The sequence below is a fragment of the Streptomyces sp. YIM 130001 genome (assembly GCF_003574445.1).
Taxonomy (GTDB): domain Bacteria; phylum Actinomycetota; class Actinomycetes; order Streptomycetales; family Streptomycetaceae; genus Streptomyces.
In genome coordinates, this window is record NZ_KZ984560.1 from 42,555 (window position 1) to 63,178 (window position 20,624).

Consider the following 20,624-nt stretch of genomic DNA (forward strand, 5'->3'; position numbering starts at 1 on the left):
AGGTCAGAACGTTGTCAGGGGCATCGACCCCCGTGCCGCACGCCGGGAGCGGGTAGGCTCGGCCGGATTGAAGAGCGACGAGCCGTCGACAGCACCTGCACAGAGCACCACGGCGTCGCGCTGCCGACGCAGTACTCGACCTGCATGAGGAGTGACCAAGGGATGACGCCCGGCAACAACGGCGCGAGCACGCCCGAGGACGACGACCCCTTCGGCTACCTGTACGCGGACGGCCAGGCAGCCGGCGCCACCCCGCCCAGCGGCGGCGGTGGCTACGGCTACCCCGGCGGCAGCCGCTCCTACAACCAGGTCCGCACGGTCGGCGAGCGCCAGTACGGCGCCCCGCAGGCCCCGCAAGGGCAGGTACCTCCGCAGCAGCAGGCGTACGGCGCGAACCACTACGCGGCGCCCGAGACCTTCCCCGGCGCTGCCGACGGCTCCCGGCAGGGACCGCCGCCCGCGCAGTACGGGCAGGGCGCGCCCGGCGGCCGTGGCCGCGGCGGCCCGAACACCAAGGGGCTGCTGATCGGCGCGATCGCGGTGGTCGCCGCGGTGCTCATCGGGATCGGTGTCGCGATGGCGACGGGCGACGACGGTGACGAGAAGGGCGGCCAGGCCTCCGGTTCGAGCGGCCAGAACGAGGGCCCGGCCGAGAGCGTCGAGCCCAAGGACCCGGCCGACGACAAGGACAAGGACAAGCCCGAGGCGGAGCTCCCCAAGGAGGACGCCAAGGCCCTGACCCTCGCGGGCGGTACGACGACGGCCTCCGAGTACGAGGGCGCCGAGTCCGCGGGCGGCGTGTACGTGGCAGGGCTCAACAACCCCGGCGCGTCCGCGACCTGGACCGTCGACGACATCGCCGCCGCGGGCAAGTACACGCTCTACGTCAGCTACAGCGTGCCCGGCAAGGACGCCTCCACGACCCTCACGGTCAACGGCAAGTCCCAGACCCGCCCGCTGAACATGAAGAACTTCAGCGGCGCGAAGGAGGGCGACTGGGAGAAGGGCTGGACCCGCACCTTCGCGAACGTCACCCTCACCAAGGGCACCAACACCCTCAAGGTCTCCTGCGAAGAGGGCGACAAGTGCGAGGCCGACCTCGACCAGGTCTGGCTCGTGAAGGGCTGGCCGAAGAGCTGACCCGCGCCGGGCGGCGGTCGGCGGCCACCGAGTCCGCGACCGCCCGTTCAGCTGCCTGCGAGCAGTCCCAGGAAGTGGGCGACCGTCCCGGCCATCGCCTCGCGGGCCGGGACGAGGTACTTGCGGGGGTCGACGGTCGTGGGGTGGGCGGCGAGGAACGCCCGCACCTCGCCCGTGAAGGCCGTGTTGAGGGCCGTGCCCACATTGATCTTCACCATGCCGGCGGCGACCGCGCGGCGGATCTCCGTGTCCGGTACGCCACTTGAGCCGTGCAGCACCAGCGGGACCGGGACGGCGTCGCGCAGGGCCGCGATCAGTTCGTGGTCGAGGGCCGCCGTGCGTTCCGTCATCGCGTGCGAGGAGCCGACGGCGACGGCCAGGGCGTCGACGCCGGTGGCGGCCACGTAGGCGGCGGCCTCGGCGGGATCCGTACGGACTCCGGGAGCGTGTGCGTCGAGAGCCGGCTCACCCTCCTTGCCGCCCACGCGGCCGAGTTCGGCCTCGATCCACACACCGCGCTCGTGACCGCGGCGTACGGCGTCTGCGGTGGCCCGTACGTTGTCCTCGTAGGCGAGCTTCGAGGCGTCGACCATGACCGAGCCGTAGCCCGCGTCGAACGCGGCGGTCAGCAGGTCCGCGGAGACCACGTGGTCCAGGTGCAGCGCGAGGCGGGCGGAGGAGACGCGGGCGACGGCGGCGGTGGCGGCGGTGACCGCCTGGATGCTGCCGCCGTGGAACTTCACCGCGTTCTCGGATATCTGCAGGATGGCCGGGGATCCGGCCCGCTCCGCGCCGGCCGCGACGGCTTCGGCGTGCTCCAGCGTGATGACGTTGAAGGCGGCGACGGCGGTGCCCTTCTCGCCGGCCTCGTCGATGAGTTCGGCGGTGGACGTCTGCGGCATGGGTCCTGCGCTTTCCGGGGTTCGAGGGCGGCGCTCAGGGGGCGGAGGGCGGCACGGTGGCCACCTCCGTGACGGTGACTCGGGGGTGCAGCTCCACGTAGGTGGAGCGGTCGAACTCGCCTGCCACGGGGGCCGCGACGGTGGCCGCGGACAGGGCGACGGCGCTACTCAGACGGGCGGGCCAGTCGTCGCCCCGGGCGATGCCTGCCAGCAGTGCGGCGACCGCGGAGTCGCCGGCGCCGGTGGGGTTTCCGCGTACGGGAGCCGGGGGTGCTGCGCGCCAGCCCCCTTCGGGGGTCACGGCGAGGAGGCCGTCCGCGCCGAGTGAGGCGACGACGCCGTGGGCGCCGCGCCTGCGGGCGTCCCGGACGGCGCGCAACGGCTCGTGGTGGCCGGTGAGTTCGGCCAGCTCGGCGGCGTTCGGCTTGATCAGGTCGGGACGGGCTGCGATACCTCGGCGCAGGGGTGCGCCGCTGGTGTCCAGGAGCACCGGAACGTCCATCGCGCGGGCGGCGCGCACGAGGTGGGCGTACGCGCCTACGGGTACGCCCGGCGGCAGGCTGCCGCAGAGGGCGACCGCGGAGGCGGAGGGGAGCAGGTCGCGGCAGGCGCCGAGGAGGGCGTTCCATTCCTCGGAGGAGATCAGGGGGCCGGGCTCGTTGAGCTGGGTGGTGTCGCCGGTCTCGCCGTCCACCACCGCCACTGTGCGGCGCGTTGTGCCGGAGGTGGGGATCAGGGCGTCCGTGAGGGCTGTTGATCGGGGTGTGGGGGGTTCGGGGTGGTTGTGGCTCTTGGGAGCGGCGCCGTTGCGGCCTTGCGGGTCGCCGTGGCCGCTGCCGCCTTTCGCGTCGTCGGCGAGGAGGGATCTCAGGGTCTCGCCGGTGGTGCCGCCCGCGAAGCCGGTGACGGTCACCTCGTGACCGAGGGCGGCCAGCACGCGGGCCACGTTGAGGCCCTTGCCGCCGGGTCGTTCGGTGACGGCGGTGACCCGGTGGCTGGCGTGCGGGGTCAGGCGTGGGACGCGGTAGGTGATGTCCAGGGCGGTGTTCAGTGTGACCGTGAGGATCACGGGTGCCACCCCCGGTAGGACGTCTGTGCGTACACCATTCTGATCATGCCAAATCCTGGGCCCGCGGCCCAGCCCCTTGGCCCCAACCACCTTGGGTTACGTACGTCTTGGGGTGGTCCGGACGGGATGTCCGGTGGGTGGGGTCGGGGAGCGGGGTCGGGGCGGGGGCCGGAGCGTGGGCCCGAGGGCTGCGTGGATCAGGAGCTGGGCGGGAGAGTCGGTGGCGGTCGGGGCGGATCGGGGGGCCAGTCGGGGGCCGATCGGTGGCGGTCGGGGGCGGTCAGGGGCGGATCGGGAGCCGATCGGTGGCGGTCAGGGGCGGATCGGGGGCCGGTCGGGAGCCCATCGGTGGCGGTCAGAGGCGGATCGGGAACCGGTCGGGAGCCCACCGGTCGCGGTCAGAGGCGGATCGGGAACCGATCGGGAGCCGACCGGTGGCGGTCAGAGGCGGATCGGGAACCGATCGGGAGCCGACCGGTGGCGGTCAGAGGCGGATCGGGAACCGATCGGGAGCCGACCGGTGGCGGTCAGAGGCGGATCGGGAACCGATCGGGCGCGAGCGGTGTACATACGGCATGAGCGCACGGACGAACGACCCGACGAACTCGGACGACTCGACGAACCCCGCGACCGGGCCCGGCACGACGGCGGGGTCGCCCTGCGCGACGGCCGGCTGCGGCGCGCCACCGAGCCCGCGTACGAGGCCAAGTCCCGTGCGGGGGCCGGGATCAGGGTTCTGGAGGCGGCTGGCGCGTGGTGTGGTCGACGGCTGCCTCAAGCCGGCTGCGCAGCGCCTCCGGGTCCCGCGCGCTGTTTTCCCGTCGGCGCTCTCACCGCCCCGCCTCCGCGTGGGCGTGGGCGGGGGCGGGGGCGCTCCGAGGGATGCGGTGCTCGGCCGGTCGGCAGGACCGGTCCGGATCGAGCGCGGTGAAGGCGACGGCGTGCCCGAGGAGGGGGTGTCCGAGGAGGGGGTGCCCGAGGAGGGGGTGCCCGAGGAGGGGATTGTGCCGCCACCGCAGAGAGGCACGCTCCGCCCAGGCGTCATCGCGGTCGATCCGCGTCCGCGGGAAGACGGCGCTGCTGTCCGCGTCGATGGCGGCGAAGGGGATCACGTACGTGTAGGTGCCGTGCCGTTCGGTCCGCGGTACGAGCCCGTGTTCGTGCACCCGGTGCTGCCGAAGGAACCACTCGGCGAAGCCGTGGAGCGGCGGCACTCCCAGCAGAAGCAGCGTCCCGAGACCCACCGGCGGCCCGGGCGGCCCGACGGCGGCGAGCAGCACGAGCGGGACGGCGGGCACCCCCGGCAGGATCCACCCCGCGACGCGATGCGGCCGGAACACCCGCAGCGCCCCGCCCAGTTCACCCGGCAGTTCCCGGCGTGGGAACACGGCCACCCTCGTTCCGCGCGGTTCACCGGCGCGGAGGCCCCGCTTCGGCACGGCGGTTCTCGGGGCAGCGATCGCGCACCGTCCGGCGGCTGCCCGGACGGGTGTCTCCCGGGCGTTCTCCTAAACGGTCGCCGCCGCGGGCTCCACGATCCACTCGCCCTTGCGCATGACGCCCTTGACGTCGAACTCCGCGTCCAGGACGACCAGATCGGCGTCCTTGCCGGGCTCGAGGGAGCCGACGCGGTCGAAGGCACCGAGCAGCCTCGCCGGGTTCTCCGAGATGGCGCGGACGACGTCGCCCGGCGGGATCCGGTCGACCGTCACCGCCCGCTTGAACGCCCGGTCCAGGGTGAGCGTGGATCCGGCGATCGAGCCGCCCTCCACGAGCCGCGCGACGCTGTCCTTCACCTCGACCTCGAGCGGGCCGAGCATGTAGCGCCCGTCGCCGAACCCGGCCGCGTCCATCGCGTCCGTGATGAAGGCGACCCGGTCGGGGCCCGCGTGGTGGAAGGCGAGCTCGAGGGCGGCGGGATGCAGATGCGTACCGTCGTTGATCAGCTCGACCGTCACCCGCTCGTCCTCGAGCAGCGCGGCGATCGGCCCCGGCGCCCGGTGCCCGAGCGCGGGCATCGCGTTGAACAGGTGGGTCGCCACGGTGGCGCCGGCCTCGATCGCCTCGGCCGTCTGCTCGTACGTCGCGTCCGTGTGTCCGACCGCGGCGATCACCCCGTGCTCGGCGAGCAGCCGTACGGAGTCGATACCGCCGGCCATCTCGGGGGCGAGCGTGACCATCCGGGCCGCGCCGCGCGCCGCGTCGAGCAGCTTCCTGACCTCGGCCGGGTCGGGGTCGCGCAGCAGTTCCTCGCTGTGCGCGCCCTTGCGGCACGGCGAGATGAACGGACCCTCGAAGTGGATGCCCGCGATCTCACCCTGCTCGGTCAGCTCCGACAGGAAGCCCGCCCGCTGCGCGAGGAAGTCCATGTCCCCGGTGACGGTGGAGGCGACGACCGTGGTGGTGCCGTGCTCGCGGTGGGTGCGCACGCCGGTGAGCACCTCGTCCACGGTGCCGGAGGTGAAGGAGCCGCCACCGCCGCCGTGATTGTGAATGTCCACGAAGCCGGGGACGATCCAATGGCCCGACAGGTCGAGGGCGGGGGCCCCCTCCGCGGCGTGCCCGGCGATGCGGCCCGACTCGTCGACGATCACACGTCCGTCCGTGACCGTGCCGGTGGGCAGCACCACACGGGCGCCGGTGAGTACCTTGCGTGGGGCCATCAGGTGGATACCTCCGTGGACGGTCGTGGGTCGGTGCCGGGCCGGTCGTCGGGTACGGACTCGGGTGCCCCGGGGACGGGTTCCCTCGCCGTGGCGATCGCCGCCCCGGTGGCGTCGGTCGCCGCTTCCGCCGCCGCGAGCAGGTCCCAGGCGAGCAGACCCGCGCCGAGACAGCCGGCGGTGTCCCCGAGAGCTGCGGGCACGATGCCGGGCAGCGGCTGGAACGTGATGCGCTCCTCGACCGCCGCCCGCAGCGGTACGAACAAGGTTTCCCCGGCTTCGGCAAGCCCGCCACCGATGATCAGCGTCCGGGGGTCGAGCAGGGTGAGGGCGGTGACCAGACCGTCGGCGAGCGCGCCCACGGCCTGCTGCCAGACGGCGACGGCCCGCGGGTCGCCCGAGTCCACCGCCTTCGCGCAGTCCGCCGCGTCGGCTTCCGGATCACCGCTCGCGGCCGCCCAGGCCTCGGTGACGGCGGAGGCGGAGGCGAGCCGCTCGAGGCAGCCGTGCTGCCCGCAGCCGCAGGGCGGTCCGTCGGGACGTACGACGACGTGGCCGATCTCGCCCGCGGAGCCGTGCGCCCCCGGCTCGACCCGGCCGTCGATGCCGATCGCGCCCGCGATGCCCGTGCCGAGCGCCAGGAAGAGGAAGCGGTCCGCGCCGCGGCCGGCTCCGAGCCGCCCCTCGGCGAGGCCCCCGGTGCGTACGTCGTGGCCGAGTGCGACGGGTACGCCGATGCGCTCGGAGAGCAGGCGGCGCAGGGGGACGTCGCGCCAGCCCAGATTGGCCGCGAAGACGGCGATGCCCTGTTCGGCGTCGATGATGCCGGGCACCGCGACGCCGGCCGCCTCGGCCGGGACGCCGAAGCGTTCCTCGCCGACTCGGCGCAGTTCGGCGGCGAAGGCGAGGATGTTCTCCACGACCGCGTCCGCGCCGTGCTCTCGGCCGGTCGCCCGGCGGGCCTCGTGCAGCAGCGCGCCGTCCGCCCCGACCAGGGCGGCCTTCATCCCGGTGCCGCCCACATCAAGGGCGATGACGTGTCTCACGGGGACAGTGTCTGCGAGAAGCGACGAAAGGTCTAGTCCACTTTCTGGTCCACTTGCCGCGCAAGTTGCCGCGCAAAGACGACGGCGGTGCCCACCTCGGATTGCCCAGGCAGCCGAACACGCCCCCGTCCGGGATCTCTCCCGCCCCAGAAATAAGGCAAAGAAAGCAAAGGCGGCCGGAACCTGGCGGACCGTGATGGGCGTTAGGGAGAGTGACGGTAGCTTCGTCCACAGTACGAAGCCCGCGCGAACCTAAGGGGAAGGGACTTCCATGGCTGTAAGCCTGTCCAAGGGCGGCAACGTCTCGCTCACGAAGGAGGCACCCGGCCTCACCGCCGTCACGGTCGGCCTCGGCTGGGACGTCCGCACCACCACCGGTACGGACTTCGACCTCGACGCCTCGGCCATCGCGGTCAAGGCGGACGGCAAGGTCTACTCCGACGGCCACTTCGTCTTCTTCAACAACAAGGCGACGCCGGACCAGACCATCGTCCACACCGGTGACAACCGCACCGGCGAGGGCGACGGCGACGACGAGGCGATCAACGTCAACCTGGAAGGCCTGCCCGCGGAGATCGACAAGATCGTCTTCCCGGTCTCGATCTACGACGCCGAGACCCGCACGCAGAACTTCGGCCAGGTGCGTAACGCGTACATCCGCATCATCAACCAGGCCGGCGGCGCCGAGATCGCCCGCTACGACCTGAGCGAGGACGCGGCCACCGAGACCGCCATGGTCTTCGGCGAGCTCTACCGCAACGGCGCGGAGTGGAAGTTCCGCGCCGTCGGCCAGGGTTACGCCTCCGGCCTCTCGGGCATCGCCCAGGACTTCGGCGTCAACCTCTGACCCGTCGCCCCACCGTTTCGACAACGAACCCCGGCCTCCTGGGCCGGGGTTCGTTGCGTGCGCGCCGCAGCGACGCTCATCGCGTGTGGCGCCGGAGCGAGTTGTTCCGTGCGTGCGGCGCCGGGCCGCTACGGCTTCGCCGGTCTGCCGTCGCCGTTCAGCCAGGTCTTCCAGATCGAGCGGAGTGCCGCGCGGTGGCCGGCGCCGGCCTGCTTCTCGGCGTAGGCGGTGAAGTCCGCGGTACTCGCGTTTCCGTGACGGCGGCTCGAGGCCCAGCCGCGGAGCAGCGTGCGGAACGCCTTGTCCCCCACGGTCTGCCGCACCTTGTGCAGCACCATCGCCCCGCGTTCGTAGACGGGGCTGTCGAAGAGCCGGTCGCCTGAGGGAGGTTGGGCCGGGGGGAAGGCCCACAGGTTCTCGCGCTCGTCCGGGTCGTCGGTGAAGTCGCCCGAGTAGAGCGCCTGGAAGGTCTCCTCGGCGGAGTCGCCGCCGTGCTCCTCCTCCCAGAGCCACTCGGCGTAGGTCGCGAAGCCCTCGTTCAGCCACAGGTCGCGCCAGGTCTTCGGCGTCACGGAGTTGCCGTACCACTGGTGGGCCATCTCGTGCACCACCAACTCGACCTCCGGCGGCCCCGGATAGACCGGCCTCGTCTGCGTCTCCAGGGCGTAACCCGCCTCCTGCGCCCGCCCGACGACCGCGCCCGCCGAGCCGAACGGATACGGCCCGAACACCCCCTCCTGCCAGCGCACGACCTCCTCGAGCCGGCCGAGGACCTTGCGGCTGCCGGCCACCTGGGAACGCTCGACCGCGGTGTACACGGGCAGCCGGGACCGCGTTCCGGAACCGTTCGCGTCCCGCTTGCCGCCCCGCCGCTCGATGGCGTACTGCTTCGTCTCGAAGTCGCCGACGGCCACCGTGGCGAGATAGCTCGCCATCGGCTCGGCACTCCGCCAGGTGAAGGTGGTGTTCCCGCCGTGGTTGCGCTCGCCCTTCAACTCCCCGTTCGAGACGGCCTTCAGGCCCTTGGGGACGGTGACCTCGATGTCGTAGGACGCCTTGTCCGAGGGGTGGTGGTTGCCGGGGAACCACGTCATGGAGCCGGTGGGTTCGCCGAGGGCCAGGGCTCCGTCCTCGGTGGGCAGCCAGCCCTCCTGCGAATCGTCCTCGTCCGTGACCGTCCGCGGTTTGCCCCGGTACCTGACCTTCGTGACGAACTTCGCCCCGTCCGCGATGTCGCCCGGTGGCCGCACGGTCAACTCCTGGCCGGTGCGGCTCACGGCCGCCTTCTTGCCGTCGACGGTGACGGTGCGGACGGTCATACCGAGGAGATCCAGGTTGAACGCGCTCAGGTCCTGCGTCGCCCGCGCCGTCACCTCGGCCTCCCCTTCGAGCCGCCCGGACTCGGGGTCGTAGTCGAGCGTGAGTCCGTAGTGCCGTACGTCGTACCCGCCGTTGCCCAGCCGCGGGAAGTACGGGTCGTCCACCCCCGCGGCCCCCGGCTTGCCCTCACCACCGGGACCGCCGCACCCGGAGAGGAGCAAGGCGGACACCACGACGAAGACCGGGACGACGGTGAACGCGGAGGTCACGGGCGGCACGAGGGCCGTACGGATCGGCATCCCGCGATCGTAGGCGCGGCACGAGCGCGGTGCCGCTCCTCCGAGGGCGGTTCTCCGGGATGAGAGCGGCGCTGGGGTGAGAGCGGCGCTGGGGTGAGAGCGGCGATCCGCGAAGAGAGCCGTGCTCTCGGAATGGAGGCATCACTGCTCCACCCGGAGAGCGGTGATCTCAAGTGAGAGCACTGCTCTCTCCGTGAAGCACCGCTCGCTAGCGAGAGCACCGCTTCACGCAGAGAGCACCGCCTCCATTCCGAGAGCACCGCTCCACTCCCAGAGCACCGCTCCATTCCCAGAGCAGCCGTCGCAGGCGAGAACAGTGCTCCACTCCACCAGGCGACCGCCGCTCCCGAACAAGACGGCCACTCCACGCGCGGAGCACCGCTCACGACCGAGAGCAGCCGTCACAGAAGAGAGCGGTGCTCTCCCGGGGGGAGAGAGCACCGCTCTCGGTTTGAAGTGCGCCGCGCGGGCATGAACCGGTGGGCGCGGGGCGGGAGTTGGGCCCGGAGGGATCAGGCGGACCCGGGGACGCCCAGGACCGCGGCGCCCAGGGGGCGGTGGCCGGCCGGGAGGCGGCGGGTGTCGCCGCTCGCCAGGTCGACGACGGTGACACCGTCCCAGTAGCCGTCGCGGGTGAAGCCACCGGTCACATACGCCGTACCGCCGTCCGGGGACACGGCCACGTCCTCGTGCGGGCTTTCCAGCGGGATCACCCGCTCGTCGCCGTCGGGGCCCCGGACGGTGAGGGAGGGACCCTCGTCCTCGGCAGGGTTGATGGGCCCGGTGCCGACCGCGAGGAGGGTGCCGTCGGGCGTCAGTCGGGCGCCGTGCTGGTGGGTGTCGGCCGTCATGGGTTCGATGTCGACGTCGCCGGTGCGGGGATCGAGTACGGCGAGGCGTTCGCCCTCGAAGGGCAGCAGCAGTCGGCCGTCGTCGCGCACGGCCGCATAGTGCGGCTTGAGCCACGAGCCGAGTCCTCCCTCGGTTCCGTAGGGGGCGACCTCGAAGCGGCGGGTCTTCAAGGTGTCGGTGCGTACGGCGGTGACGTCGAAGGAGTCGTGGTTGGTCGCGTAGACCTCGGAGCCGTCTCGGGAGACGTCCACGTCGAAGGGGCGGCGGCCGGTCTCGACGGTGTCGGTGACCTTGCGGGTGCCGGTGTCGATGATCTCCAGGGCACCATTGCCGTCGGGGACGTTGACGCCGACGTAGACGTGCTTGCCGTCCGGCGCGAGGGCGATGCCCATGCCGCCGCCGCGGTACTCGCCCGTGGTGACGGGGCCGGTCTCGGTCTCGTACGGGATGCGGTCGATGCGGGTGCGCTTCTCGGTGTCGACGACGGCGACGCCCTCGGCGGTCGCCACCCAGGCGCGTCCGTCGTCGCCGACGACGAGCCCGTAGGGGGCGGTGCCGACCTCGACGGTGTCGAAGGCGCCCTTGCCCTCGGCGGGGTCGGCGAAGGTGACGGTGTCCGAACCGAAGTCGGTGAGCAGCAGGGTTCCGTCGGGAGTGCGCGTCGGGCCGCCGGTGGTGCGGTCGGCGTCGGCGCGTTCGGTCGTGGCGGGTGTGCCGGTGCGGCGGTCGGCGGCCTCGGAGCCGGCCCCGTCCGCGCCCGCCGAACAGCCGGCCGCGGCGAGGAGGGCCGCGGTGACGATGCCGGCGGCCCTGACCACCCGCGACCGCACGGCGCCGGTCCGCGTCCCGCGTGCCGGCGCGCGCGTCTCGCCGTGCGTTGCGGTTCGCGTCGCCGTACGGGTTCCGTTGCGCGCCGTAGTACGCATGATCGTCACCGTGCCCCTCCTGTGTGCCGGCCGGCATGCCGCGCCGGCGCCGTCCAGCCATGCCGTCCTGCGCCGCAGCACTCCCGGGTACGGCGGGAGTGCTGCGGGTGCTCCGGTGCCGCGGAGGTACCGCGGCGTGCTGCGGGGGTGTTACTTGCCGAGCGCCGCGACGCCGGCCTGGGCGAACTTCTCGTCCAGGTCGCCGCTGGGCGCACCGGCGACGCCGATGCCGGCGATCGGGGCGTCCTTGGCGGCGACCGGGGCGCCACCGGCGAGGAAGAGGGTGCCCGGGATGTCCTTCAGGGTCGGGGCGTCCTCGAGGCGCTTGGTCAGCTCGGAGGTCGGGGCGTTCCAGGAGACGGCGGTGAACGCCTTCTTCTCGGCGGCCTCGTAGGACTGCGGGCCGGCGCCGTCGCCACGGACGGTCAGGACGGTGTTGCCGTTGCGGTCGACGACGGCGACGGAGACGCGCTGGTTCTCCTTCTTCGCGGCGTCGAGGGTGGCCTGCGCGGCCTTCTGCGCGGCGGCGGCCGTCAGGTGGGTGGACTGCTGCAGGTTCTTGTTCGACGCGTCGGCCTCGACGGCGGCGGGGGCGGCGGCCTCGGGGGCGGAGGCGCTCGCCGAGACAGCGCCGAAGGTGCCCGCGCCGAGGGCGGCGACGGCGACGGTACCGGTGATGACACGGGTGCGCAGGGACAGCTTCTTCACGGTGGAGCTCCTGGGTCTGTGTAGGCGGTGACTCGGCACCGGGCGCGACGATCGGATCGGGATCGGATCGGGATCGGATCGGGATCGCCGTGGTCCGGTGGGGGTTCACCGGATCCGGTCGGACCACGGCGGCCCGGTCCGGCCGAGCGGTTTCTTGCTCTGCCTCCATGCTCGGCCCGGAACCGGGCCCGACCCCTCGACGTACCGGCTGCGCTCCGCGCGCGACTCGGTGGACAGGGGTGTCGTCCGATCGGTTGATGCGCGGCGGGGCCCAGCGGGTGCGGACGATCGCGGACCGGGGCTACGCGCGGCACCCGGGCACGCCTGACCAGGCGAAACCCGGGCACGTCACGGGCGTACGGAAGCGGTCCCGCCACCCAGCGAGGGCGACGGGACCACGGAGCGGCCTACGGAGCGGGGCACCGCCCCCGGAGGACGGGAGGGCGAGAGGACGAGAGGGCGAGAGGAAGACCGGAGCCTGCGCCTACCGCGCGGGCAGGTTCCGGTGCGCGCGCTCGTGGAGCGCGATAGCGGCGGAGACCGAGACGTTGAGCGACTCCGCGGCAGGATTGATCGGGATGGAGACCGAGTCGGCCGTGAGGCCCTCGAAGTCGTCCGACATCCCGGTCTTCTCGCTGCCGAAGAGCAGCGCGAGGCGTCCTTCGGTGTCGTGCAGATCGCGTACGGCGAGCTCGCCGTCGGCCTGGAAGGCGACGAGCCGCGTGCCCGCGTCGCGCAGCGCGGCGACCGCCTCCTCCCGCGAGGCGAGGACGACGGGGAGCGAGAACACGTACCCCCGGCTCGCCCGGACCAGGCGGCGGTCGGCGACCGTGCCGAGGTCGCTGTCCACCAGGACGATGCCGCCGGCCCCGAGGGCGAAGGCGGTGCGCACGATGGCGCCGATGTTCCCGACGATCTTCACGCCGTCCAGGATGATCAGGTCGCCGGTCGTCTCGGCCAGATCGGCGAAGCCGCGAGCCTTCGGGACGCGGACGATGCCGAAGGCCTTGGGCTTCTTGTCGCCCTTGAAGATCTGGTTGACGACAGCGGTGCCGATCAGCCGGACCGGGATGTTCCGTTCCTGGCAGGCATCGAGCAGCTCGTTCGGCAGCGGGACGGACTCCAGGCCGTACACCTCGATGAAGTCGAGACCCGCGCGGATGCTCTGCAGCAGCGGCTCCGGGTCCTCGATCAGCGCCGTCTTGACCACGGAACGGGAGGGCTTCGTGACGTCCACGATCCTCTGTACGGCGGGATCGGACCGGTTGGTGATGACGTCGAGGCTGACCATGGCGGCACCCTATCGCCGATCGCGGGGCCGCCCGAATCCGCAGGTGGCCGCCGGTCGGAGCGTCCCGTTGCGCCGTGCGGACCCCCTCCGGGGGAGACTGGGAGACGCGGTCTCCGGGCCGGTCCGAGCGGACGGCGCAGGCCCGAAGCACCGGGCGTCCCGGAACCGGCCCATCGAACGACGTGAGGAACCACCGTGGCGGACCGCGACCCGAGGCAGCGCTCGGGGCCCGACACGTCCCCTGCGAGAGCAGCGGGTGCTACGCCGGCCACGGCGGACACCGCCCCGACGGCGGGAGCCGACCCGCGCTGGCTGACCGCCGTCATGCACACGGCGTTCTTCCTGCTGCTCGCGGCCTCGCTGGGCCGCTACCTCATCCGGCACCCCGGCGCCCCGGCCACCGGCTGGGTGATCGTCGTCTCCACGCTCCTGGCGATGCTCTACGTACTCGGCCCGGCCCTCGGCAACGCGCCATCCCGGCGACGTCTCGTCTGGCTCGGTGCCGTGGTCGGCGCGTGGCTGGTCCTCGTACTGCTCGCACCGAGCTTCGCCTGGTGCGCGGTGCCGCTTTTCTACTCGGGCCTGCGCACCCTGCCCCAACGGGCCGCGCTCGTCCTGGTCGCGGTACTCACCGCGTTCGTGGTGGGCGCTCAGGTGCGGCTCTCCGGGGTCGATCTGAATCTGATCGTCGCGCCGCCCGCGGTGGCCGCGATCGCGCTCGCGGTGTTCGTGCACACGCAGCGCCAGTCGCAGCGGATCGCCGCCACCGAACGCCGCGAGGGCACCCTCGCCGAACGCCAGCGCCTCGCCATGGAGATCCACGACTCCCTGGCGCAGGGCCTGACCAGCCAGCAGATGCTGCTCCAGGCCGCCGACCGGGTGTGGGACAGCGATCCGGCCAAGGCGCGGGCCCATGTCCGTACGGCGGAGTCGTTCGCCGAGCGGAATCTCGCCGAGGCGCGCCGCTTCGTCCACGACCTGGCGCCCGCCGACCTGGCCGAGGGCGGTGGCCTCGAAGCGGCGCTGCGGGCGCTGGCCGAGCGCGAGTCGGCCACCGTCGGCGCGTCCCGGCGCGCGGACGTCGCCCCGCTGACCGTGCAGGTACGGGTGGACGGCGCGTCCGTCGCGCTGCCCGAGCGCGTGCAGTCCGCGCTGCTCCGGATCGCGCAGGGTGCGCTGGCGAACGTACGGGAGCACGCGGACGCCCGTTTCGCGGCGCTGACGCTCAGCTATCTGGACGACCAGGTGATCCTCGACGTCGCGGACGACGGCCGCGGGTTCGAGCCGGGGCCCCGGCCGGACCAGAGGGCCGCGGCCGACCGGGACGCTGCCGGGGACACCGCCGCATCCGGCGCGCGGCACGAGGCCCCGCCGTCCGGCGCCTCCCGCGGTCACGGACTCCCCGCGATGCGGGCCCGGGTACGGCAGTTGGGCGGAGCGCTGACGGTCGAGTCACGGCCCGGCGAGGGGACGTTCGTGTCGGCGACGGTTCCCCTGGAAGCCCGGACCTCTTCGGCCCACGCCGAGCAGCCCACGCCGACCGCCACCGCCACCGCCACCGCCACCGCCACCGACCGCGACGCGTCCGACCCGCGGGCCGCTCCCTCCCCCGGCATCCGGCCCGGTGCCTCCGCCGCAGCCGCACCGTCCGGGCCACGATCGTCCCGACGACCACACCCGGCGGCCCCGGGCCACCCTCCCGCCCAGGCACCCGCACCACCCGCACCACCCGCACCACCCGCCACCGAGCCCCACTCGACCCCGCAGGCCCCGGCCACCCCGCCCAAGGAGACCCCGTGACCGCCACCCCGGACCCGGCACCCCGGCCCGGTACCCATCCGGACTCCCCCGCGGACTCCACCCCGGCCCCCGCGCCGGCCGGCACCCCCGGCGGCGCGCCCGCCCGCGTACGCCTGCTGCTCTGCGACGACCACGTGGTCGTACGGGCCGGGCTGCTCGCCCTGCTCGGCAGCGCCCCCGGCATCGAGGTGGTCGGCGAGGCCGGGACGGGCGAGGAGGCGGTGGCCCTGGCGGCGAAGCTCAACCCCGACGTGGTGCTCATGGACCTCCAGCTCGGCCCGGGCATCGACGGCGTCGAGGCCACCCGCGAGATCGCCGGCACCGGCGTGCACGTCCTGGTGCTCACCACCTACGACACGGACGCCGACATCACCCGGGCAATCGAGGCCGGGGCGACCGGGTATCTGTTGAAGGCGGAGCGGCCGGAGGAGCTGTTCGCCGCGATCCACGCGGCCGCCGAGGGCCGCACCACGCTCTCGCCGCCGGTCGCCAGCCGCGTGATGGCGCGGATGCGCAGCCCCCGGCCGTCGCTCACCGACCGCGAGCTGGACATCCTCGCCCAGCTCGCCCAGGGCCTCGGCAACCGTGACATCGCCCGCGCCCTGTTCATCAGCGAGGCCACCGTGAAGACCCATCTCGGCCGTATCTACGACAAGCTCGGCGTCGACACCCGCGCCGGCGCGGTCGCCGTGGCGAAGGAACAGCGCCTGCTGTCCTGACGTCCGTCGTCCTGACGCCCGCCGTCCTGACCTACGTCCACCGTCCCGACGTACGTCCGCCGTCCTGACGTCCCACTGTCCTGATCGCCGCGCTCCCCGCACGAGTCGGGAGCCCGCGCCCACCGTGGGACCATCGCTGACGTGCTCGACATCGGCTACGCCCTCTCCAACCGCTTCCCCGACCCCCCGCAGACCGACTACCGGCAGGCGGACGTACGGGCGCTGCGGCACGACCTGTTCTGCGGGGACGTGTATCTGGCCGACACGAAGGCGGACCAGGAACTGTCCACAGCCTGGGGATGGGTTCCGGTGCTCGACTTCGCCTGGGCGCTGTGCGACATCGTCGAGCGGCTCGACCGTGATCCGCTCGGCAGCCGCGCCTCCCGTCCGCAGCACGCCGAACTCGACTTCACCGAGTCGGCGGACCGGATGCTGTTCACCCGGCGCTTCGGCTGGGTCGACATCGAGGCGGACTGGATGCCCGCCGACGAGGCGCCGCTCGCCTTCGCCCACTCCGAACTACGGCGCGAGGCCCGGGACTTCCTGCACGACCTGGTCGACGACCTGACCGACCTGCACGACGACCTCGGGGACAACCCCGCCCTGTGGACCCTCAAGGCCCGCTTCCCCCGCGCCTGACCCGCGGTCGGCGCCACCGGCTCACCCCGCCTCCACCCGCACCCCCAACTGCGCCGCGAACGCCGGTGCCAGGTCCATCAGTTGGGTGGGCGTCACCACCGCCCCGGCCAGCCTCTCCACCCCGCGCACGATGTCGATCCGCGCCGCGTACCGCAGATCGACGTCACTGAGCCGGACGCCGGAGAGATCGGCTCCGGCGATCGTGCAGTCCGGGAACTCGACGCGCTCCAGGCTCGCGCCGCCGAAATCCGGTTCGGAGAGCACACAGCCCTCGAAGACGACGTCCTTCAACTTGGCCGCGCGCAGGTTGAGATAGTCGATCTTCCCGCCGCGGATCACCACCCGTTCGAGCACCGCCCCGTGCAGCTGGACGCCGCCCAGGCGCGCGTCGATGACCTCCACGTCCCGCAGCGCGGCGCCCGACAGATCGGTGCCGACCCCGCGGACGCCGGACAGCCTGGAGTCGATCAGGCGCGCATGGCCCAGATCCGCCTCGTCGAGCGAACAGCCCTCCAGTACGCAGTCCAGGAAGCGGGCCCCGGGGCCGTGCGCTCCCGCGAGGTCCGTCCCGGCGAACTCCCGTCCGTCGTAGTCCCCGTCCGGCTCGAGCCCGCCCTCGTGTCGAGACAACGGCGGAAGCCTCAACTCCGGCCGCCGCGCCCGCCGCACCGTCCTGCCCGCAGCTCCTCCGGATCCCCCTGAACGTCCCCCGGACGCCGCGCCGCCACCTCGGCGCCGCCCCGTCTCCCCGCTTCCCGCCTGCCCTCGCGTCACCATGCACCCATCCTCGACGACACCACTGACAGTGCGGCCTGCCGTGCGGCTTGCGGACCTGCTGGGCGCGGGTCCGCCCCGGCCGCCGACCACCGCTTCGACCCACCGCCGACACCGCAGACCGCACACCGCACCGACACCGACACCGCCCCCCGACGATCCACGGCCCGCCGCCACAAGCCCACCACCGGGAGCCCGCACCCCACCCCGTGTCACATCCCCGCACCCCCGGCCCGTCACATCTCCGTACGCCATCGAGCGACCCGCGAGGAGCGCAGAATGCACCGCATCACCGTCATCGGCGGCGGTTTCGCCGGGCTCACGGCGGCCGTCACGGCAGCCGAAGCAGGCGCCCGGGTCACCCTCTACGAGAGCCACCACACCCTCGGCGGCCGCGGCCGCACCACACAGTCGGGCCCGTACCGCACCAACGAGGGTCCGCACGCCCTGTACAACGGCGGTCCGCACTGGGCCTGGCTGAGGAAGCGCGACCTGATCGGCCCGCTGGCGCCGATCCCGCCGCTCGAGGGCGCCCGGCTGCGCCTGCACCACGGCGGCAGACTGCGGCGCACACCTCCGTTCGCGATGCTGCGGCTGCTGCGGCACAGATCCCACCCCGCGCCCGTCGACCAGGATTTCCACAGCTGGGCGTCCGCACTGGTCGGAGAGGACGGGGCCAGGGCGGCGGCGCACTACGTGGCGGTCGCCGTGTTCCACCACGATCCGGGGTCGTTGTCCGCGGCCTTCGTACAGGAGCGGCTGCGCCGGACCACCAAGCTGCCGCCGGAGGCGCACTACCCGCGCGGGGGCTGGAGTTCGTTCCTTGAGCGCATCGCGGACCGTGCCTGGACGCTCGGTGTGCAGGTGGAGACGTCGGCGCGGGTCGACCGGCTCCCGCAGGACGGACCGGTCGTCGTGGCCACCCACCTGGAGTCCGCCCGCCGCCTCCTGGACGACGACACGCTGCGCTGGACCAGCGGCCGCACCGCGCTCCTGGATCTGGCGCTGCAGACGCGCGGCGGAGACGCCTTCGCCGTCTCCGACCTGGACGCACCGGGCTGGATCGAACGCTTCAGCGCCGGCGACCGCACCCTCGCACCGGCCGGCGAGCAGCTGCTCCAGGGCCAGATCCCGGTCGCACCCGACGCGACCAAGGCGGACGGGATCCGTCGCGCCGAGACCCTCCTCGACCTGGGCTTCCCCGGCTGGCGCGAGCGCACCACCTGGCGCCGTGACGCACTCGCCGCCGGCCGCACCGGCGCGGTCGACCCGCCGGGAACGACCTGGCGCGACCGCCCGGCCATCGACCGCGGAGACGGCGTCTACCTCGCCGGAGACCAGGTCGCGGCCCCGGGCGTGCTGTCCGAGGTCTCCTTCACCAGCGCCCTGCAGGCGGCCGAACTGGCCCTGGCCGCGGCGACACGCGAGGTGAGGACGAGCCGGCCCGCACCGCGGCAGCCGCTTCCGTACCTCGACCCGAGAACCCCTTGACCTCAAGTCCACTTGAGGTATGAGGCTCGGTGGTGACGGCAGGCCGCCCGGGCCCGCCCACCTCTCCGAGGAGCCATCGTGTACGCCATCCGTCTCCACTCGTACGGGCCGGCCGAGAACCTGCGCCACGAACAGGTCGGGGACCCGTCACCGGGCCCCGGGCAGGTACGCATCGCCGTCGAGGCCGCCGGCGTGCACCTGCTCGACGCCGCTCTGCGCGAAGGCATGCAGGGCCCCGCGCCGGAGCCGACGCCGCTGCCCACGATCCCCGGACGCGAGGTCGCGGGCACCGTCGAGTCGCTCGGCGAGGGCACCGATCCGGCCTGGCTCGGGCTCCGCGTCGTCGCCCACATCGGCTTCAACCCCGGCGGCTACGCCGAACTCGCCGTCACCGACGCGACCCGGCTGCACGAGATCCCCGGGTCGCTGGACGCGGCGGAGGCCGTCGCGCTGATCGGCACGGGGCGTACGGCGATGGGGATCGTGCAGTTCAGCGACCTCACCGCGCACTCGGTCGTCCTGGTACCCGCCGCGGCCGGCGGTATCGGCACGCTGCTCGTGCAGTACGCGAAGCACGCCGGCGCCACCGTCGTCGGGCTCGCGGGCGGTCCCGAGAAGGTGGCCGTGGTGAACGCCGGGGGCGCCGATCTGGCCGTCGACTACACGCGGCCCGACTGGCCGGACGAGGTACGCGCCTTCCTCGGCGAACGGCACGCCACCGTCCTCTTCGACGGAGTCGGCGGCGACGTCACGTACGCCGCCCTCGATCTGCTCGGACCGGGCGGCGAGCACGTGATCTTCGGTTGGTCGGGCCAGGGCCTGAGCAGCGGCGAAGCCCCGCTGCTCACGCAGGACGAGCGCGACCGCCGCAAGATCACACAGGTGGAGGTGCTCGGCCCGCCGATGATGGCGAAGGCGGGCGGCGACAACCCCATCCGTACCCTCGAAGTCGCCGCTCTGAACCGAGCAGCCGAAGGCGTCCTGCACCCCGCCGTCCAGCGCTACCCCCTCTCCGAGGCCGCCACCGCACACCGCGCCCTGGAGAACCGCGGCACGATCGGCAAGGTGGTCCTGGAGCCCTGAACCGTGACCGGGCGACCGAGGCGCCGCGCTCAGCGCCCGAACAGACGGACCGGCACTGCTACTTGGCGGTTGCCAGTGACACCAGTGCCTCGTCCGTCAGCCGGTACACCTGCCACTCGTCCTGCGGCCGGGCTCCGAGGGACTCGTAGAAGGCGATCGACGGGGCGAGCCACTTCAGTACGGACCACTCGAGGCGCTGATAGCCGCGCTCCGTACAGATCCCGGCGAGCTCGGCGAGCAGCGCCTTCCCGTGGCCTCCGCCGCGCCGCTCGGGCCGCACGTAGAGGTCCTCCAGGTAGATGCCGTGCACTCCGCGCCAGGTCGAGAAGGTGAGGAACCACAGGGCGAAGCCGACGGTCTCGCCGGTCCGGTCGTCCTCGGCGATGTGCGCGTACGCGGCCGGCCGCTCGCCGAAGAGCGCCTCGGTCAGCTGGGCGGGCGTGGCCCTGACCTCGTCCGACGCTTTCTCGTAGGCGGCCAGTTCACGAATCATGGCGAGAATCTCGGGGACGTCGGCGGGGCGCGCGGCACGGATCATGCGAGAAGGCTATGCAGGCGGCCACCGCGCCCCGCCACCCGCCCGCCCACTCCGCCGATACGTTCACGCGCCCGGGCGGCGCTCGTCGTCCGGTTCCCGTGCGTCGCAGGACGTGGTACCGCCGTACGCCGCCGCCGCGAGGCGGGCGCCGCGGCTCTCGGCCACGCGCAGGACCTCCCGCAGCGACTCGGTCAGCCTGGCCGAGAGGAAGCGCAGCTCGCCGCGTGCGGCCTCGGGGTCGTCGAGCAGGGCCTCCGCGTGCCCTACGAGATCGGCGCCCATGCCGAGTTGGACGGACTCGACGGTATCGGCGAGCCGGGAGAGAGCGCCGGGAACACGGCTGTCGGTGACGAGATACGCCGGCTTCCCTCCGAAGCCGGCCCAGGGCAACAGCCGAGGCGCCGAACCGTACGAGAAGCAGGGACCGTTCACGGATTCCGCGCTGGGGTGCGACACGTCTGCCTGCTTCCGTCGGTGGGTCAAGTGCACATGACCTTGCCTGGACCAGCAGCGCAAA

Annotated in this window: 18 protein-coding genes and 1 pseudogene; 7 read left to right on the top strand and 12 right to left on the bottom strand. The window is 73.1% G+C overall.

What is annotated here, in order from left to right; all coding sequences use genetic code 11:
• The first annotated feature begins 162 nt into the window (after positions 1 to 162).
• Positions 163 to 1,140 (top strand): carbohydrate-binding protein, encoded by a 978-nt coding sequence (locus DSC45_RS22685; RefSeq protein ID WP_119293764.1) that lies wholly within the window; start codon positions 163 to 165, stop codon positions 1,138 to 1,140.
• Between the two features lie 47 nt (positions 1,141 to 1,187).
• On the opposite strand, the gene DSC45_RS22690 is transcribed toward DSC45_RS22685, so the two are convergent.
• The 5 genes from DSC45_RS22690 to DSC45_RS22715 form a co-directional block, all read right to left on the bottom strand.
• Positions 1,188 to 2,042 (bottom strand): class II fructose-bisphosphate aldolase, encoded by an 855-nt coding sequence (locus DSC45_RS22690; RefSeq protein WP_119293765.1) that lies wholly within the window; start codon positions 2,040 to 2,042, stop codon positions 1,188 to 1,190.
• A gap of 34 nt (positions 2,043 to 2,076) precedes the next feature.
• A complete protein-coding gene (locus DSC45_RS22695; RefSeq protein WP_119293938.1) occupies positions 2,077 to 3,111 on the bottom strand; it encodes a 1-phosphofructokinase family hexose kinase in 1,035 nt (344 codons plus the stop codon).
• 830 nt (positions 3,112 to 3,941) lie between these two features.
• On the bottom strand, positions 3,942 to 4,499 hold the full coding sequence (locus DSC45_RS22705) for a hypothetical protein (protein ID WP_162929305.1): 558 nt from the start codon (positions 4,497 to 4,499) through the stop codon (positions 3,942 to 3,944).
• 120 nt (positions 4,500 to 4,619) lie between these two features.
• Positions 4,620 to 5,774, bottom strand: coding sequence for an N-acetylglucosamine-6-phosphate deacetylase (gene nagA, locus DSC45_RS22710; protein ID WP_119293768.1), 1,155 nt, complete (start codon positions 5,772 to 5,774; stop codon positions 4,620 to 4,622).
• Positions 5,774 to 6,820, bottom strand: coding sequence for an ROK family protein (locus DSC45_RS22715; protein ID WP_119293769.1), 1,047 nt, complete (start codon positions 6,818 to 6,820; stop codon positions 5,774 to 5,776). The genes nagA and DSC45_RS22715 overlap by 1 nt, the downstream gene beginning before the upstream one ends.
• Positions 6,821 to 7,091: 271 nt before the next feature.
• Between DSC45_RS22715 and DSC45_RS22720 the strand changes: the two genes are divergently transcribed.
• Positions 7,092 to 7,667 (top strand): TerD family protein, encoded by a 576-nt coding sequence (locus DSC45_RS22720; RefSeq protein WP_119293770.1) that lies wholly within the window; start codon positions 7,092 to 7,094, stop codon positions 7,665 to 7,667.
• A gap of 128 nt (positions 7,668 to 7,795) precedes the next feature.
• Here the strand turns inward: DSC45_RS22720 and DSC45_RS22725 are convergent, their stop codons facing one another.
• The 4 genes from DSC45_RS22725 to nshR all read right to left on the bottom strand — a co-directional run bounded on the left by DSC45_RS22725 (position 7,796) and on the right by nshR (position 13,063).
• Complete coding sequence (locus DSC45_RS22725; RefSeq protein ID WP_119293771.1) at positions 7,796 to 9,286, bottom strand: M1 family metallopeptidase; 1,491 nt, start codon at positions 9,284 to 9,286, stop codon at positions 7,796 to 7,798.
• Positions 9,287 to 9,798: 512 nt separating this feature from the next.
• A complete protein-coding gene (locus DSC45_RS22730; RefSeq protein WP_240434782.1) occupies positions 9,799 to 11,073 on the bottom strand; it encodes a YncE family protein in 1,275 nt (424 codons plus the stop codon).
• 141 nt (positions 11,074 to 11,214) lie between these two features.
• Positions 11,215 to 11,772 (bottom strand): GlcG/HbpS family heme-binding protein, encoded by a 558-nt coding sequence (locus DSC45_RS22735; protein ID WP_119293772.1) that lies wholly within the window; start codon positions 11,770 to 11,772, stop codon positions 11,215 to 11,217.
• 484 nt (positions 11,773 to 12,256) lie between these two features.
• Positions 12,257 to 13,063: an NshR/TsnR family 23S rRNA methyltransferase gene (gene nshR, locus DSC45_RS22740; protein WP_119293773.1), complete on the bottom strand. Its 807-nt coding sequence runs from the start codon at positions 13,061 to 13,063 to the stop codon at positions 12,257 to 12,259.
• 324 nt (positions 13,064 to 13,387) lie between these two features.
• Here nshR and DSC45_RS22745 point away from each other — a divergent pair.
• The 3 genes and pseudogenes from DSC45_RS22745 to DSC45_RS22755 form a co-directional block, all read left to right on the top strand.
• Positions 13,388 to 14,560, top strand: a pseudogene (locus DSC45_RS22745) (sensor histidine kinase); the annotation flags it as partial.
• A 416-nt stretch (positions 14,561 to 14,976) separates the two neighbouring features.
• Positions 14,977 to 15,582 carry a response regulator gene (locus DSC45_RS22750; RefSeq protein WP_119293940.1) on the top strand — a complete coding sequence of 202 codons (606 nt, stop codon included), beginning with the start codon at positions 14,977 to 14,979 and terminating at the stop codon, positions 15,580 to 15,582.
• Positions 15,583 to 15,723: 141 nt separating this feature from the next.
• The gene (locus DSC45_RS22755) at positions 15,724 to 16,221 is read left to right on the top strand and encodes a hypothetical protein (protein ID WP_119293775.1); all 498 of its coding nucleotides are present in this window, start codon (positions 15,724 to 15,726) and stop codon (positions 16,219 to 16,221) included.
• Positions 16,222 to 16,242: 21 nt separating this feature from the next.
• Here DSC45_RS22755 and DSC45_RS22760 read toward each other — a convergent pair whose 3' ends face one another.
• The gene (locus DSC45_RS22760; protein ID WP_240434783.1) at positions 16,243 to 16,890 is read right to left on the bottom strand and encodes a pentapeptide repeat-containing protein; all 648 of its coding nucleotides are present in this window, start codon (positions 16,888 to 16,890) and stop codon (positions 16,243 to 16,245) included.
• Positions 16,891 to 17,274: 384 nt separating this feature from the next.
• Between DSC45_RS22760 and DSC45_RS22765 the strand changes: the two genes are divergently transcribed.
• Together DSC45_RS22765 and DSC45_RS22770 are read left to right on the top strand one after the other, a co-directional pair.
• Complete coding sequence (locus tag DSC45_RS22765) at positions 17,275 to 18,486, top strand: FAD-dependent oxidoreductase (protein ID WP_119293777.1); 1,212 nt, start codon at positions 17,275 to 17,277, stop codon at positions 18,484 to 18,486.
• A gap of 78 nt (positions 18,487 to 18,564) precedes the next feature.
• Positions 18,565 to 19,569 carry a zinc-binding dehydrogenase gene (locus DSC45_RS22770; protein WP_119293778.1) on the top strand — a complete coding sequence of 335 codons (1,005 nt, stop codon included), beginning with the start codon at positions 18,565 to 18,567 and terminating at the stop codon, positions 19,567 to 19,569.
• 58 nt (positions 19,570 to 19,627) lie between these two features.
• Here DSC45_RS22770 and DSC45_RS22775 read toward each other — a convergent pair whose 3' ends face one another.
• Positions 19,628 to 20,107 carry a GNAT family N-acetyltransferase gene (locus tag DSC45_RS22775; RefSeq protein ID WP_119293779.1) on the bottom strand — a complete coding sequence of 160 codons (480 nt, stop codon included), beginning with the start codon at positions 20,105 to 20,107 and terminating at the stop codon, positions 19,628 to 19,630.
• Between the two features lie 63 nt (positions 20,108 to 20,170).
• Positions 20,171 to 20,563, bottom strand: coding sequence for a hypothetical protein (locus DSC45_RS22780; protein WP_346426672.1), 393 nt, complete (start codon positions 20,561 to 20,563; stop codon positions 20,171 to 20,173).
• Positions 20,564 to 20,624 lie beyond the last annotated feature (61 nt).